Source organism: Actinomadura sp. NPDC047616, assembly GCF_040642915.1.
GTDB lineage: Bacteria > Actinomycetota > Actinomycetes > Streptosporangiales > Streptosporangiaceae > Spirillospora > Spirillospora miaoliensis.
Genome location: NZ_JBEYTB010000004.1, coordinates 509,047 through 523,348 on the forward strand (window position 1 = coordinate 509,047; position 14,302 = coordinate 523,348).

Here is a 14,302-nt window from a genome sequence, read left to right on the forward strand (position 1 = left end):
AAGAGAGGAAGGGGGGCTCTCCCCGGCCGACGGCCGGGGCTCGGCCCACGAGCCCAGAATGAAATCGTCTCCCCACGCGCACAGCACCGACGAGCAGCACACCGTGCACGCGACCGATCCGGACTCCGGCCGCGATCCCGTCTGGGACGCCGGCCGCGGTCCCGGCGGCGCGGGCGATCCCGGCCGGGACCCGCGTCCCGGCGCGTCGCCCGCCGCGTCCGGCCGCACCTGGCCCGCGGTGTCGGTGGTCATGCCGGTGCTGAACGAAGAGCGGCATCTGGCCGACGCCGTCCGGCGCATCCTGTCGCAGGACTACCCCGGCGAACTGGAACTGGTCCTGGCCATCGGGCCGTCCAGGGACCGCACGGAGGAGATCGCGCAACGGCTCGCCACCGAGGACCCGCGCGTCGTGGTGGTGCCCAACCCCACCGGACGCACCCCGCAGGGCCTCAACATCGCCATCAAGGCGTCGCAGTACTCCATCATCGTCCGCGTGGACGGCCACTCCCTGCTGCCGCCCGACTACGTCCGGGTGGCGGTGGAGACCATGGAGGAGACCGGCGCCGACAACGTCGGCGGGATCATGGCGGCCGAGGGCATCACCCCGTTCGAGAAGGCGGTGGCCCGGGCCATGACGTCCAAGATCGGCGTAGGCAACGCCCGGTTCCACACCGGCGGCGAGGCCGGCGACGTCGAGACCGTCTACCTCGGCACGTTCCGGCGCAGCGCGCTGGAGCGCGTCGGCGGCTACGACGAGACGTTCGTGCGGGCCCAGGACTGGGAGATGAACCACCGCATCCGGCAGACCGGCGGCCGGATCTACTTCACGCCGCGCATGCGCGTCACCTACCGGCCGCGGCCGAACCTGCGCGCGCTGGCCAAGCAGTACTACCACACCGGGCGCTGGCGCCGGGTGGTCGGCCGCGAGCACCAGGGCACGCTCAGCCTGCGCTACCTGGCGCCGCCGATGGCGGTGCTGGCGATGGCCGCGGGCGTGGTGGCCGGGGCGTTCGGCTTCTGGCCGGGCTGGCTGGTGCCGGGCGCGTACGCGGCCGGCATCGTGGCCGGCGCGGTCGTGGAGGGCCGCGGCCTGCCGGTGTCGGCCTGGGTGCGGCTGCCGCTGGTGTTCGCCACCATGCACATCAGCTGGGGGGTCGGCTTCCTCACCAGCCCGCCCGGCCTGGGGCAGGCGACTCCGGCGAAGTCGTAGAAAGTCACTCGAACCGCGCTGGTCAGGGCCACGTCTCACGGTTACGTTGGTGATCGCCCAGGTGGGCGTCGCCCACTGCCCAGGGAGGTGGCCATGACCGGCGGAGCGCGTCACGGGATCGGCGCGGGGATCGGGATCGTCGGCACGCCCGTGTTGATGGCCTTGCTGATCTTCGGGTCCGAACGGCTGTTGATGCAGTGGCGGTACACCGCCGTGTACTTCCGGGGCGAGTTCGCCACCGGCACCGGCCTGCTCGGAGGCCTGCTGATCCTGCTGCTCGCGGCGGGCGTCGCGGCTCTGGTGACCACTCGCGTCTCGCCGGTGGCGTCGCTGATCCCCGGCGCGGTGTTCACCTTGTACGGGCTGCTGTGGATGCTGCTGCCCGGCCGGGCCATCCGCATCGAGCTGCCCCTGCTCAGCAGGGAGTACGGCCTGGTGGTGGCGCAGGTCGGCGGCATGGGCATACTGCTGCTGATCGGCGTCATCCTGGTGGCGGGCTCGGCGGTGCCCTCGCGCTGGCGGGCCGCGGCCGCGTCGGGGCCCGGCCGCCTGGCGCAGCCGCACGGGCCGGCCTTCGCGGCGCCGGGCCAGCCCGCCCCCTATGGCGCCCAGTCCGCGCCCTACGGCGGCCAGTCCGCCCCGTACGGCGGTCAGCCCGGCCCGTGGGGGCAGGGGCCGCAGCAGCCGTGGCAGCAGCCGCAGCCCGGCCAGCCGCAGCCCCAGTACGGGCAGGCCCAGCCACAGTTCGGGTCCGCCCCGCCGCCCGGCGGCGCGCAGCGGTCCGACCAGCAGGAGATCCCGGCTCCGCCCACGTCCGGGAAGGACGAGGGGACGGCGCCCCGGTCCGGTTCCACGCCCGGTGACGACGACGAGCCCGGCGAGTGGACGCGGGCGTACGGCGGCGGCGACGACCGTCCGCCGCCGCCCGCCTAGGCCGGCGCGGCGCCGTCCAGGGCGGCGACGACGCCCGGGACGTCGTTGACGACCACGGCGTCCACCCCCGCCTCGGCGTAGGCGGGGGCCGTCTCGGCCGACGGGCACCACGCCAGCACCTCGAGGCCCGCCTTGTGCGCCACGTCCACGCAGTGCTCCAGCGGACGCAGCCGCGTGTCGGGGTGCTCGAAGCCGCACGACCCGGTGTGCAGGCCGACCGCCTGCACACCCAGCCCCGACGCGGCGGGGATCGCGTGCCACAGCGGGAAGCGCAGCCACGTCAGCAGGCCCACCGCCAGGTCGGGCAGGTTCTCGCGCAGGTGCAGCAGCAGCGACGGGTCGAACGAGGTCACCAGCAGGGGACGGCGGCGGGCCTCGCGGCGCAGCAGCGGCACCAGCAGCGCGCCGGTGCGCCGGGACGGCGGGTCGACCGCGTCCTCCAGGATCGTCTTGACGTCCACGTCCACCGGCACGCCCGGCGGCAGCGCGTCGAACACCTCGGCCAGCAGTGGCAGCCCGCACTCGGCGGCCGCCGTGTCGACGAGGAACGCGCCGTCGGCGGTGGTCGGGTCGTGCCGCAGCACCAGCTCGTCGTCGGCGGTGCGGGTCACGTCGATCTCGATCCAGGTCGCGCCCGCGTCCAGCGCGGCCAGCAGCGACTCCAGGGTGTTCTCGGCGACGGTGCGGGGGTCCGGCCCGTCGCCGTCCGCGCCGGGCGGGCCGGGCAGCGGGACGTGCCCCGAGCCCAGGCCGCGATGACCGATGACGGTGGGCGGGTTCTCGAAGATCACGTGTTCTCCGGGGGGTTGGCGGCGATCTGCTCGGCGATGTGCTCGGCCAGGGCGACGTCCAGCGGGTGGGTGACCTTGAGGTTGTGCTCGCTGCCCTCGACGACCCGGATCGGCACGTCGGGCAGGTAGCGGTGCACCACCCCGCAGTCGTCGGTGGCGACCAGATCGGGGTCGGCCAGCGCCAGCTCGTAGGCCTTGCGGACGGTCCCGAGCCGGAAGCCCTGCGGGGTCTGGAAGCGCACCAGCGTCGAACGCGGCGGCATGTCGGCGACCAGGCCGTCGCGGACCGCCACGATCGTGTCGGAGGCGGGCACGCCCACCGCCACCGCGTCGTGGTCCTCCAGCGCCGCCAGCGTCCGGTCGATCACCGCGCGGTCGACGAACGGGCGGGCCGCGTCGTGGAACAGCACGCGGGTGCCGTCGGGACGGTCGGCCAGGGCGGCCAGCGCGGCGGCGGTGGACGCGGTGCGCGTGGCCCCGCCCTCGATCACGCCCGTGACCTTGCGGAACGGGGCGGTCAGCGCGGCGGCCTCGCGCACGTGCCCGGCCGCCATCACCACCAGCACCTCCGCCACGTCCGGGTGGCCGTCGAACGCCGCGACGGCGTGCGCCAGGATGGGCCGCCCGCCGACCTCCAGCAGCTGCTTGGGCCGGCCGGCGCCCAGCCGCGCGCCGACCCCGCCCGCGAGCACCACGGCGACCGTCCGGGTCGCGGTGTCCACTGTCAATGTGACCTCTCACTCCGTGGTCGTGCCGCTACTCTGGGCAATCGTCCGTGCCGGCGCCGGTGTCGCGCTCGCCGGCCCGGCGCCGCGCGACGCCCGCGCGGTGCGCATCCCTTTTCCTACCCTGTTGCGACGCGATCCGGAGGCGCCGATGACCGTGGCGGTGATCATGGCGACCGGGTGGGACGGCGGCGGCCCGGACCCGGGTCCCGCGGCCGTCCTGCCCTGCGGAGGCGATCCCCGCCGGGCCGCCGAGGCGGCGGACGAGGCGCCCACGCTCCTGACGCGCCTGTGCGAGCAGCTGGCAAGGCTCAACGTACCGGATCCGGTCATCGTCACCCGCCCCGAAATGGCGCCCGCCCTGCACAAGGACGGCCACTTCGTGCTGGAGTCGCCGAGCCCCGCCGCCGACCTGCGGGAGATCGCCCGGATCGCCCGGCACGCCCGCGAGCCGGTGCTGCTGCTGCCGGGCGACGTGGTGGTCGGCGCCGAACTGCTGCGCAGGCTGCTGCTGGACGGCGACGACGCGCCGGTCACGGCCGTCACCGTCCCGCGGGGCGGCGGGTACGGCACCGTGCCGGTGCGCAGGTACGACGGATGGATCATGTCGGCCGGGTCGCCGTACCATCGGGTGACCGCGCCCGACGCCGCGTCGCCCGGCGTGCTGCGGGTGGCCGCCGACCGGACCGACGACCTCGCCGCCCTCGCCGGACGACTGGCCGACCTGCTGCGGGACGCCCGCGCGCTCCCCCTGACCGTCGTCGAACCCGAGGCGGCGCACCTGCTGCTCGTGGGGCTGGTGCGCACGGGCGTGCCCGTGCGTGACTGCGGCGACCCGCGGCTGCCCTGCCCGCGCGTCGGCAGCGCGGACGCCGCCGTCGCCGCCCGCGAGGCGGTGGAGAAGGCCGACGAGGAACGGGTGCGGCTCGCCGCGGCCGTCAAACGCGACGACGGGGTGTTCGCCACGTACGCGGTCGGCTCCTACAGCCCCCACCTGGTGCGGTGGGCGGCCCGCCGGGGGCTGACGCCGATCACCGTGACGTGGATGTCGCTGGGCCTGGCGGTCCTAGCGGCGGTCTGGTTCGCGGCGGGCACCCGCGGCGGCGTGGCCACGGGCGCCGCGCTGCTGTACGCGGCGTTCGTGCTGGACTGCGTGGACGGCCAGCTCGCCCGCTTCACGCGCCGCCGCAGCGCCCTCGGCGCCTGGCTCGACGTGCTCCTCGACCGCGTGAAGGAGTACGGCGTGTACGCGGGGCTGGCGGTGGGCGCCATCGCCGCCGGGCACGGCTCCGGGGCGGTGTGGGGGCTGGCGGTCGCCGCGATGACGCTGCAGACCGTCCGGCACACGCTCGACCACTCGTTCGCGTCGCGTCCGGTCGGCCCCGGCCGGCGGCCCCTGCCCCAGCGCACCGCCCCCCTGACGGCCCCCGACGACGGGCCGATCGAACGCCGCCCGGCGCCGTCCAGGAAGGCCCTGCGGTGGGCCAGGAAGGTCGTCGTGCTGCCGGTCGGCGAGCGGATCGCTCTCATCGCCGTGACGGCGGCGCTGTTCGACGCGCGCGTGACGTTCGTCGCGCTGCTGGCGTGGGGCGGCCTGGCCCTCGCCCACCGGCTCGCCACCCGTGTGCTCACCGGCCGGAGGAGGAAGGTGATCGTGCGATGACGATGCCGGCGATCCGCGTCCCGGACGCCCGCGTCCCCGTCCCGCCGTACCTGCTGCGCGACGACGGCCCGATCTGCCTGACGCTGGCCCGGCTGGCCGGGGGCCGGCTGCCGCCGCTGCCCGGCGTGCTGGTCGCCGTCGCCCTCGGCGCCGTGCTGATGACGGCCGGTCTCGGCGCGGATCGGGGGCCGGCGCTGTTCCTGCCGGTGGCGGTGGTGCTGCTGACGGGGGCGGCTGCGACACATCCGCATAACGGAAGGTTCGACTGGCTTGTCCCGCCCCTGCTGCGCACGATCGAGTATGGTTACCTGGCCGGACTGGGGTTCGCGCAGGGTGTGCCGGCACCGCTGGTGTACGTGCTGCTCGCGGTTCTGGCCTACCACCACTACGACACCGTGTACCGCACCCGTCAGGGGCTGCGGCCGGGCGCCTGGGTGCTCCGGGCCGGTCTCGGCTGGGAGGGCCGCACGCTGGTCGTGGCGGCGGCGGGCCTGGCCGGGCCGCTCCCGTTCGCGTACGCCGCGCTGGCCGCCTACCTTGGCGTGTTGTTCGCGGGTGAGAGCGTCACGACCTGGCTGCGGACCGGGCGCGACAGCGGCGTGATCGTCGACCTGGAGGAAGAGGAATCATGATCGGCATGGTGCTGGCGGCGGGCGCCGGACGCAGGCTGCGGCCGTACACCGACACGCTGCCCAAGGCCCTGGTCCCCGTACGGAGCGGGCCCGACGGCGACACCACCATCCTGGACATCGCCCTGGGCAACCTGAGCGCGGTCGGGCTGACCGACGTGGTGATCGTCGTCGGCTACCGCGCCGAGGCGGTCGAGACCCGCAAGTCCGACCTCGAACGGCGGTACGGCGTGTCGATCACCCTCGTCCACAACGACAAGGCCGAGGAGTGGAACAACGCCTACTCCATGTGGCTGGCGCGCGAGCACTTCTCCAAGGGCGTCCTCATGGTCAACGGCGACACCGTGCATCCGGTGAGCGTGGAGAAGACGCTACTGGCCGGGCGGGGACCGGACATCCTGCTCGCGGTGGACAACGTGAAAACTCTGGCCGACGAGGAGATGAAGGTCACCCTCGACGACCAGGGCGACCTGGCCCGCATCACCAAGCTGATGGACCCGGCCGAGGCGTACGGCGAGTACATCGGCGCGACCCTCATCGAGCCCGCCGCCGCCGGGCCGCTGGCCGACGCCCTGCAGGCCACCTGGGAGCGCGATCCCGACCTGTACTACGAGGACGGCTACCAGGAGCTGGTCAACCGGGGCGGCCGCGTCGCCGTGGCCCCGATCGGCGCCGTGGAGTGGGTCGAGGTCGACAACCACGACGACCTGGCCAAGGCCCGCCGGATCGCCGCCGGCTACTGACCCGGGCTCCCGCCGCGTCGCGGTATCCCTGCCCCTCCCCTCCGCCGTACGGGACGACCGAGCGAGGAACGCACATGCCCCTGCTGACGCGGATGCTCACCGCGCCGCTGTCCATCGACGTCCGCCGTGGGGCCGTGGCCGCCCTGGGCGACCTGCTGGCCGACCGCCGCATCGCCACCGAGGGCCGGGTCGCGATCGCCGTGGGCCCCGGCCAGGGCGACCAGATCGCCGAGCACGTCAAGCCCTCGCTGGAGGACTGCGAGCTGTTCCGGGTGGACGGCGGCACCGTCGACGCCGCGGTCAGCCTCGGCTCCAAGCTGCGCGGCGGGTCCTACGAGGCGGTGGTCGGCATCGGCGGCGGCCGCACCATCGACGCCACCAAGTACGCCGCCACGCTCGCCGGCATCCCCATGGTGTCGGTGGCCACGAACCTGTCCCACGACGGCATCTGCTCCCCGGTCGCCTCCCTGGAGCACGACAAGGGCAAGGGCTCGTTCGGCGTGGTCATGCCGCTGGCGATGATCGTCGACCTGGACTACGTGCGGGCCGCGCCGCCGCGGCTGGTGCGCGCGGGCATCGGCGACGTGGTCAGCAACCTGTCGGCCGTCGACGACTGGCTGCTGGCCGCCGAGGCGTGCGGCGAGCCGGTCGACCGGCTGGCGCTGACGCTGGCCCGCACCGCCGCCGAGGCCCTGCTCAACCAGCCCGGCTCCATCGAGTCCGACCGGTTCCTGACCGTTCTGGCCGAGGGACTCGTACTGTCCGGCATGGCCATGTCCTTCGCCGGTTCGTCGCGGCCCTCCAGCGGCGGCGACCACGAGATCCTGCACGCCATCGACCAGATGTTCCCCGGCACCGCCAACCACGGCGAGCTGGCCGGGATCGGCGCGGCCTTCTGCTACCACCTGCGCGCCACCCGCCTCGGGACGGGCGCCGACCGGCTCGCCGAGGTCATGACCTGCCTGGAGCGGCACGGGCTGCCCCGGCTGCCCGGCGACGTCGGGCTGACCGTCGAGCAGTTCGCCGAGGCCGTCGCGTACGCCCCGCGCACCCGCCCCGGCCGCTATACGATCTTGGAGCATCTCGGCCTCGACAAGGGCGCGATCCTCAAGGCGGTTGAAGAGTATGTCCAAGCCCATGGAGGCTGAGCTGCCCGCCGACGCCGTCCGCCCGTCCCGCAGCGCGGCGACGGTCGCGGACGTGCGGCGCCACGGGCAGCCGCCCGGCCTCAAGGAACGGCGCAACGAGGAGCACTGGGCCGGGCGCCTGTACATGCGCGCGCTGTCGCCGTACTTCGCCTGGCTGTTCCTGCGGCTGGGGTTCACCCCCAACCAGCTCACCTACCTGATGATGGCCTGCGGCGTGGCCGCCGGCGTCGTGGTGTCGCTGCCGGCCGACCCGCTGTGGACGGCCCTCGGCGGCGCCCTGCTGATCCAGGCGTACCTGCTGCTGGACTGCGTGGACGGCGAGGTCGCCCGCTACCTGCGGCAGACGTCGGTGGCCGGGGTGTTCCTGGACCGCATCGGCCACTACCTGTCGGAGGTGGCGCTGCTGATCGGCCTCGGCTACGCCGCGCAGGGCGGCTGGCAGACCGGCGGCTACGCCGAGCTGGGCCTGCTGGCCGCGGTGGGCGCCGCGCTGATCAAGGCCGAGACCGACAACGTGGTGGTGGCGCGGGCCAAGTCGGGCCTGCCCGCCGACCCGGTCGGCGGCGACCGGGCGCTGCGGCCCCGCTCCACCGGCATCGCGCTGGCCCGGCAGGCCGCGTCCATGCTGCGTTTTCACCGCATCATCGGCGCGGTGGAGCTGTCCCTGCTGATCCTGGCCGCTACTGTGCTGGACACGCTGCTGGGCACCGAGACCCCGGCCGCGATCCGGGTGCTGACCGTCGCCGTGGCGGTCGTGGCCGTCCTGCAGACGCTGCTGCACCTGATCAGCATCCTGGCCTCGCGGAGGCTGAAGTGAGCGCCGCGCGGACCGGGGACGACGTGTGGACCGGGGACATCGACGCCGTGGGGGGACGCCCGTGAAGCTCAGCGTTGTCGTGCTCACCATGGGGAACCGGCCGGACGAGCTGGCCCGCGCGGTGCGCAGCGCGCTGGAACAGGAGCACGTGGACGTCGAGGTGGTGCTCGTCGGCAACGGCGTCGACCCGGTCGGCGGCCGCGCCGCGGTGCCGCCGTTCGACGACGAGCGCGTCAAGACCATCAGCCTGCCGACCAACGTGGGCATCCCGGCGGGGCGCAACCGCGGCGTGGAGGCCTCCAGCGGCGACGTGATCCTTTTCCTGGACGACGACGGGTGGTACCGTTCGCCGCGGCTGGGTGCGCACGTGCGCGACCGCTTCTCCGCCGAACCCGACCTCGGGATCATCTCCTTCCGCGTCCGCGATCCCGAGGGCGGACGCGGTGAGCGGCGGCACGTGCCCCGGCTGCGCGCCGGCGACCCCGAACGGTCGTCGGAGGTGACGACGTTCCTGGGCGGCGCCTGCGCGGTCCGCCGCGCCGCGTTCGACGCCGGGGGCGGGCTGCCGGAGGACTTCTTCTACGCCCACGAGGAGACCGACCTGGCCTGGCAGGTCCTCAACGCGGGCTACCGCATCGTCTACGACGCGTCCGCGGTGATGTACCACCCGGCGGTGCTGCCGACCCGGCACGCGATGTTCTACCGCTACAACGCCCGCAACCGGGTGTGGCTGGCCCGCCGCAACCTGCCGTGGCCGCTGGCGCTGACCTACCTGGCCGTGTGGGTCGGGATGACGGTGCTGCGGGAACGCAGGCCGAGCGCGCTCAAGCCGTGGTTCAAGGGCTTCTTCGAGGGGTGGCGCAAGCCGGCGGGCGCCCGCCGCCCCATCTCCTGGCGCACCGCCTGGCGCATGACCCGCACGGGCCGCCCCCCGATCATCTGACCGTCATCCGGCGGGGCGCCGGTCGCCGGTCAGGGTGTCGCGCCACCCGGGCCTGGTGGTCAGGACGGTCAGGTGCTGGGTGGCGCGGGACACGGCGACGTAGAGGACGCGCAGGCCGCGCGGTGACTGGGCGGCGACGGTCTCCGGCGCGACGATCACGGCCGCGTCGAACTCCAGGCCCTTGGCCTCCAGGACGTCGAGGACCTGCACGCGTTCGGGGAAGCCGGCGGCCAGGCGGTCGCGGTCGGCGGCGGTCCAGGACGGGGCGGCGCCGGTGTGCTCCTCGGCGGTGTCCGGGGCGTCGGTCAGCGGGAGGGAGGTCTGCCCCTCGGGCCGGTTGCGCAGCTCCAGCGGGACGATCAGGCCGATCGTGCCCTCGACCTGCGTGAGGAGTTCCGCCACGGCGGCGCGGGCGGAGGAGATCAGGTCGGCTTCGGGCACCACGCGGACGACCGGGTCGATGCCGGAGGTGCGGACGGCGCGGGCCGGGCGGGCGTCGGGCAGGGCCAGGGCCAGCACCCGGGACGCCACGGCGGCGATCTCGGTGGAGTTGCGGTAGTTGGTGGTCAGCTCGTACTCGTAGCGGGCGCGGGCGGCGGGCTTGCGGGGGCGCCGCCGCGACGACGAGCGGCCGCGCCGGGGTGAGGGCTTGTCGACGCCGAGGGCGGCGTCCATGGCCCGGCGGGCGGCGTCCAGGTCCTCCCAGGCGCTCTGCGCGGGGTCCTCGACGATCGTCCAGCTCGCGTGCCGGCCCCGGCGGCCGAGCATGCGCCACTGCATGGGCGACAGGTCCTGGGCCTCGTCCACCACGATGTGGGCGTACTCGGGACGTTCCTCGACCACCTCGTCGTCGACCCGGCGGGCCCGTTCCAGGCGTTCGATGGACGTGGTGAGCTCCTGCATCTCCGGCTCCCACGACTCGTCCGCGATCTCCTCGCCGGTCAGGATGTTGACGCCGTCGACGACGAACGGGTCGTCCTCGGCGGCGGGGCGGCGCCGGGCCGGCGGGCGCGGCGGGGAGCCGAGCAGCGCGTCCAGCTCGTCCAGCAGCGCGATGTCCTGGTAGGTCAGGACGGGCTCCGTGCCGGATCGCGAGTCGGGCCCCAGGGCCGCCGACCACGCCTCGGCCAGGCGGGTGACGGCGTCGCGGTCCAGGTCGCGGCCCGCCGCGCGGCGCAGGCGGGCCGGGTCGCCCAGGGAGCGCAGCACGTCCAGCGGACGCCGCAGCGGCCACCAGGCGAGGAGGAACTGGGCGAACTCGCGCTGCTCGCGGACGCGGGCGTCGAACTGCTCGCGCCGGGTGTCGCGCTCGTCGGGGCGGGCGCGGGAGGAGCCCGGGGCGTCGCCCTCGTCGAGGGCGGCCAGGCCGTCGGCGGCCAGCAGCGCGTTCCACAGGCCCGCGTCGGCCTCCTCGGCCTGGGCGGCGGCCTCGGGGCCGCCGAGGTCGGTGAAGCGTTCCCACAGCGCGTCCAGCAGCGCGTCGGCGGCGCGGGCGCGGGCGGCGTTGACCGAGCCGCGGCTGCGCCGGTGCAGGTCGGCGCGCAGCCGGTCGAGCCGGGCCCGGTCGAGGCGGACGATCACGCCCTTGTGGACGACGCGCAGCTCGTCGGGCGCGCCGGGCGGGTGGTCGGTGACGGCGCGGCGCAGCACCCGGGCCATGACCTCCGAGCCCTTGAGCCGGGCCAGCTCCGGGGTGTCGTGCGTGCGGGCCGACACGCCGTCCACCAGGTCGCCGAGGGACCGCAGCGCCGCCGACTCCTCCCCGAGGGACGGCAGGACGCGCTCGATGTAGGCGGTGAACCGCCGGTTGGGGCCGACCACCAGCACGCCGCGCGAACCGAACCGCCGCCGGTGCCGGAACAGCAGGTAGGCGACGCGGTGCAGGGCGACGGCGGTCTTGCCGGTGCCGGGGGCGCCGCGCACCAGCACGGTGCCGTCGGCGGGGGCGCGGATCACCTCGTCCTGCTCGCGCTGGATGGTGGCCACGATGTCGCGCATGGCGCCCTCGCGGGTGCGGGCGAGGGAGGCCAGGAACGCGCCGTCGCCGACCACCACCATGCCGTCGGCGGCGGACGGGTCGAGCAGGTCGTCCTCCAGGTCCACGACCGTGTGGCCGCGCGAGTGCAGGACGCGGCGGCGCACCACGCCGCGCGGGTCCTCGGGGGTGGCGCGGTAGAAGTCCTCGGCGGCGGGCGCCCGCCAGTCGATGACCAGCGAGTCGTGGTCGGGGGTGCGCACGCCGATGCGGCCGATGTAGCGGATCTCGCCGCCGGAGAGGTCGAGGCGCCCGAACACCAGCCCGTCGTCGGCGACGTCGAGGGCCTGGGCGCGCAGCGCCGCCTGGTGCACCATGGCGTCCCGGTCGACCAGCGAGCCCTTGGTGCCCGCCAGCGCCTGCCGGTAGCCTTCGCGCAGCATGGCCTTGGCGTCCTCGCGCATCTCCTCCAGCCGCGCGTACGCCCGGTCGACGTACCGCTGCTCGGCGGCGATCTCCTGGTCCTTGACCGTCTCCGTGGTCTTGGCGGACCCATCCGTCACCGGGGACGACATTCCGGGCTGCTCCCTCGCGACCTGCGCTGACCTGCTGTCCTGCCGAGGTGCTCGGCGGTGCGCCCCAAGGGGGCGAAAGAGACAGCTTACGCGGTCGCGGCCCCGGCCCGCGTCTTCCGATGATCAAGCAGCGGGCCGAGACGATCAAGCGGTGGCGCGGGCCAGGACGCGGCGCAGCAGGCCGGGGGCGTACCGCTTGGCCAGCACGGTGGCCCGGGTGAGGGCGTCGGGGTAGACGTAAAGGAGTTCGTCGCGCCGGGCCAGGGAGCGGTCGACGGCGTCCAGCACCGCGCGCGGGGGCATGCCCTTCATCCCGGCGGTCGCGGCCGGGTCCGCCGCGGCGGCCGCGCGGAAGCCGGGCGTGTCGACCTGGCGCGGGCACACGACGCGGATCCGGACGCCGCCGCCTCGGTGTTCGGCGGCGACGCACTCGGCGTAGGCGTTGACCGCGGCCTTGGCGGCGGCGTACGCGGAGGTCTTGGGCGTCGGCACCCAGGACGCGAGCGAGGAGAACAGCACCAGGTCGCCCCCGCCGCGCGCCAGCATTCCCGGCAGGACGGCCCGGACGGCGTGCACGGTGCCCAGGTAGTCGACCCGCAGCACCCGCTCCACCTCGTCCAGAGGCTGTTCCAGGGCCGGGACGAGCGGCCCGACGGCGGCGGCGTGCACCAGGCGGTGCACCGCGCCCGCCTCGGCGACGACCTCCTCGACCGCCTTGGGGTCGGCGACGTCGCACACCCGGACGTGCGTGTTGGGGGAGCGCGCCGCCGTGCGGGCCAGGCCGTCCTCGTCCACGTCGACCGCGACCAGGTCCCAGCCCGCCGCGGCCAGGCGCTGAGCGGCCAGGGCGCCCAGCCCGCTCGCGGCCCCGGTCACCAGTGCGGTGCGTTTCACGAGGGCACCTCCTCGGCGGCGCCGAACGTCATGGTCAGGTGGGCGATGGTGCTGCTGCTCAGCGCGGCGGCGCGGTGCAGGCCGAGGCCGCGCAGCTCGTCGGCCACGGGGTGGTCGCCGAGCCTGACTTCGGCGCCGCCGGGCCGCATCCGCAGCCCGGACGGCGACACCGTCCAGGGGATGTGGCGGGTGACGCCGTCCAGGCACGAGTAGGAGTCGAGGCGGGGCGCCGTCCGGCCGCCGGGACGCCCGGCGGGGACGGGCAGGCCGGGTTTGACGGCCAGTTCGATCGCGGTGCGGCCGCCGAACCGCACGGCGCACCGCTTGATCCGGCCGCTGAGGTCCATGGGCATGTCGGCCAGCACCTTGGGGAAGCCCCAGATGGACCGGCCCGCGTCCAAGGTGAACTCCTGGTTGACCGGCAGCCAGTGGATGAACGCCCCCACGCGCTTGCGGCGGCCCCCGGAGGCGCCGGGGGCTCGGACGAGGAAGGCGACGGCGAACTCGTGGTAGGGGCCGAGGTCGCCGTCGGCGTACCGGACGAACGCCAGCGAGCAGATCGCCCGGCCGGGCAGCGGCTCGGCCACCTCCAGCCCGGAGTAGGCGATCAGGCTCTGCGCGGGGCCCGCCGGGACGGCGAACATCGCCGAGGCCACGGCGGCGTCCCGGATCCGCACGGGCAGGGCGACCCGCTCGCCCTGGATCACGTGGACATCGGTGGCGGTGCTCACACCACTAAGTAGAACAGGTTCTTATTTTGTTGTCACCCCGCCGGACAGCGCGGCCCTGATGCGCTCCAGCGTCCGGCGCATGCCGCGCCGGTTGACCTCGGCGCGCCGCTCGGCGGGCACGCCGGTGAACACCCGGCCCAGCAGCGACACGAACGCGGCCCCCCGCTGGTCGCGGCGCAGGTCGTGCCAGTACTCGGTGAGCCGCGTGGAGTTCTCGCCGACCCCCTCGACCCGGTAGCCCCACAGCGCGACCGGCATCCCGAAGCTCGACACCCGGAACGCGAAGACCTCGCCGGGCACCGCCGCCGTCACCTCGCAGGTGGTGAACCACACCCGCCAGCCGATCCGGTTGAACCCGACGAACCGGGTCCCCTCGCCGGCCGGGCCGCGGCCCCGCACCCACACCGCGAACAGCTCCGGGCTCCACTCGCGCATCCGCCGCGGGTCGGACACCGCCTCGTACACCGCCGCGGCGGCGGCGTCGACCAGCACGCTCTCCTCGGCCACCCACTCGCGTTCCATGCC

Annotated in this window: 14 protein-coding genes; 8 read left to right on the forward strand and 6 right to left on the reverse strand. The window is 74.9% G+C overall.

From position 1 onward, the window contains the following. The first annotated feature begins 58 nt into the window (after positions 1–58). Both ABZ801_RS13115 and ABZ801_RS13120 read left to right on the forward strand, forming a co-directional pair. Positions 59–1,210 carry a glycosyltransferase family 2 protein gene (locus ABZ801_RS13115; protein WP_360696877.1) on the forward strand — a complete coding sequence of 384 codons (1,152 nt, stop codon included), beginning with the start codon at positions 59–61 and terminating at the stop codon, positions 1,208–1,210. Positions 1,211–1,303: 93 nt separating this feature from the next. Further along, on the forward strand, positions 1,304–2,143 hold the full coding sequence (locus tag ABZ801_RS13120) for a hypothetical protein (protein ID WP_360696880.1): 840 nt from the start codon (positions 1,304–1,306) through the stop codon (positions 2,141–2,143). Here the strand turns inward: ABZ801_RS13120 and ABZ801_RS13125 are convergent. Both ABZ801_RS13125 and ispD read right to left on the reverse strand, forming a co-directional pair. After that, the gene (locus ABZ801_RS13125; RefSeq protein ID WP_344959607.1) at positions 2,140–2,934 is read right to left on the reverse strand and encodes a glycerophosphodiester phosphodiesterase; all 795 of its coding nucleotides are present in this window, start codon (positions 2,932–2,934) and stop codon (positions 2,140–2,142) included. The two genes, ABZ801_RS13120 and ABZ801_RS13125, sit on opposite strands and share 4 nt — an antisense overlap. Then, positions 2,931–3,656, reverse strand: a complete 726-nt coding sequence (gene ispD / locus ABZ801_RS13130) for a 2-C-methyl-D-erythritol 4-phosphate cytidylyltransferase (protein WP_360696882.1) — start codon at positions 3,654–3,656, stop codon at positions 2,931–2,933. Before ispD ends, ABZ801_RS13125 begins: the two co-directional genes overlap by 4 nt. A 130-nt stretch (positions 3,657–3,786) precedes the next feature. On the opposite strand from ispD, the gene ABZ801_RS13135 reads away from it, so the two are divergent. The 6 genes from ABZ801_RS13135 to ABZ801_RS13160 all read left to right on the forward strand — a co-directional run bounded on the left by ABZ801_RS13135 (position 3,787) and on the right by ABZ801_RS13160 (position 9,602). After that, on the forward strand, positions 3,787–5,322 hold the full coding sequence (locus tag ABZ801_RS13135; protein WP_360696885.1) for a CDP-alcohol phosphatidyltransferase family protein: 1,536 nt from the start codon (positions 3,787–3,789) through the stop codon (positions 5,320–5,322). Beyond that, a complete protein-coding gene (locus ABZ801_RS13140) occupies positions 5,319–5,954 on the forward strand; it encodes a DUF5941 domain-containing protein (RefSeq protein ID WP_344959600.1) in 636 nt (211 codons plus the stop codon). Before ABZ801_RS13135 ends, ABZ801_RS13140 begins: the two co-directional genes overlap by 4 nt. Continuing rightward, a complete protein-coding gene (locus tag ABZ801_RS13145) occupies positions 5,951–6,694 on the forward strand; it encodes a phosphocholine cytidylyltransferase family protein (protein WP_344959598.1) in 744 nt (247 codons plus the stop codon). Before ABZ801_RS13140 ends, ABZ801_RS13145 begins: the two co-directional genes overlap by 4 nt. Positions 6,695–6,786: 92 nt before the next feature. Continuing rightward, positions 6,787–7,842 carry an iron-containing alcohol dehydrogenase family protein gene (locus ABZ801_RS13150; RefSeq protein ID WP_360697129.1) on the forward strand — a complete coding sequence of 352 codons (1,056 nt, stop codon included), beginning with the start codon at positions 6,787–6,789 and terminating at the stop codon, positions 7,840–7,842. After that, positions 7,832–8,659 (forward strand): CDP-alcohol phosphatidyltransferase family protein, encoded by an 828-nt coding sequence (locus tag ABZ801_RS13155; RefSeq protein ID WP_360696889.1) that lies wholly within the window; start codon positions 7,832–7,834, stop codon positions 8,657–8,659. The genes ABZ801_RS13150 and ABZ801_RS13155 overlap by 11 nt, the downstream gene beginning before the upstream one ends. 88 nt (positions 8,660–8,747) lie before the next feature. Continuing rightward, positions 8,748–9,602, forward strand: coding sequence for a glycosyltransferase (locus ABZ801_RS13160; RefSeq protein ID WP_360697132.1), 855 nt, complete (start codon positions 8,748–8,750; stop codon positions 9,600–9,602). A gap of 3 nt (positions 9,603–9,605) precedes the next feature. Here ABZ801_RS13160 and ABZ801_RS13165 read toward each other — a convergent pair whose 3' ends face one another. The 4 genes from ABZ801_RS13165 to ABZ801_RS13180 all read right to left on the reverse strand — a co-directional run bounded on the left by ABZ801_RS13165 (position 9,606) and on the right by ABZ801_RS13180 (position 14,299). After that, positions 9,606–12,140 carry an ATP-binding domain-containing protein gene (locus tag ABZ801_RS13165; protein ID WP_360696892.1) on the reverse strand — a complete coding sequence of 845 codons (2,535 nt, stop codon included), beginning with the start codon at positions 12,138–12,140 and terminating at the stop codon, positions 9,606–9,608. Between the two features lie 156 nt (positions 12,141–12,296). Then, on the reverse strand, positions 12,297–13,046 hold the full coding sequence (locus ABZ801_RS13170) for an SDR family oxidoreductase (RefSeq protein ID WP_360696895.1): 750 nt from the start codon (positions 13,044–13,046) through the stop codon (positions 12,297–12,299). Continuing rightward, on the reverse strand, positions 13,043–13,777 hold the full coding sequence (locus ABZ801_RS13175) for an acetoacetate decarboxylase family protein (RefSeq protein WP_360696898.1): 735 nt from the start codon (positions 13,775–13,777) through the stop codon (positions 13,043–13,045). Before ABZ801_RS13175 ends, ABZ801_RS13170 begins: the two co-directional genes overlap by 4 nt. A gap of 21 nt (positions 13,778–13,798) precedes the next feature. Then, on the reverse strand, positions 13,799–14,299 hold the full coding sequence (locus ABZ801_RS13180; RefSeq protein WP_360696901.1) for an SRPBCC family protein: 501 nt from the start codon (positions 14,297–14,299) through the stop codon (positions 13,799–13,801). Positions 14,300–14,302 lie beyond the last annotated feature (3 nt).

What these genes read in the sequence shown, in the direction of transcription:
- ABZ801_RS13115 (WP_360696877.1), top strand. Translation starts at nt 59, where the DNA reads ATGAAATCGTCTCCCCACGCGCACAGCACCGACGAGCAGCACACCGTG.
- ABZ801_RS13120 (WP_360696880.1), top strand. Translation starts at nt 1,304, where the DNA reads ATGACCGGCGGAGCGCGTCACGGGATCGGCGCGGGGATCGGGATCGTC.
- ABZ801_RS13140 (WP_344959600.1), top strand. Translation starts at nt 5,319, where the DNA reads ATGACGATGCCGGCGATCCGCGTCCCGGACGCCCGCGTCCCCGTCCCG.
- ABZ801_RS13145 (WP_344959598.1), top strand. Translation starts at nt 5,951, where the DNA reads ATGATCGGCATGGTGCTGGCGGCGGGCGCCGGACGCAGGCTGCGGCCG.
- ABZ801_RS13150 (WP_360697129.1), top strand. Translation starts at nt 6,787, where the DNA reads ATGCTCACCGCGCCGCTGTCCATCGACGTCCGCCGTGGGGCCGTGGCC.
- ABZ801_RS13155 (WP_360696889.1), top strand. Translation starts at nt 7,832, where the DNA reads ATGGAGGCTGAGCTGCCCGCCGACGCCGTCCGCCCGTCCCGCAGCGCG.
- ABZ801_RS13160 (WP_360697132.1), top strand. Translation starts at nt 8,748, where the DNA reads ATGGGGAACCGGCCGGACGAGCTGGCCCGCGCGGTGCGCAGCGCGCTG.
- ABZ801_RS13180 (WP_360696901.1), bottom strand. Translation starts at nt 14,299, where the DNA reads ATGGAACGCGAGTGGGTGGCCGAGGAGAGCGTGCTGGTCGACGCCGCC.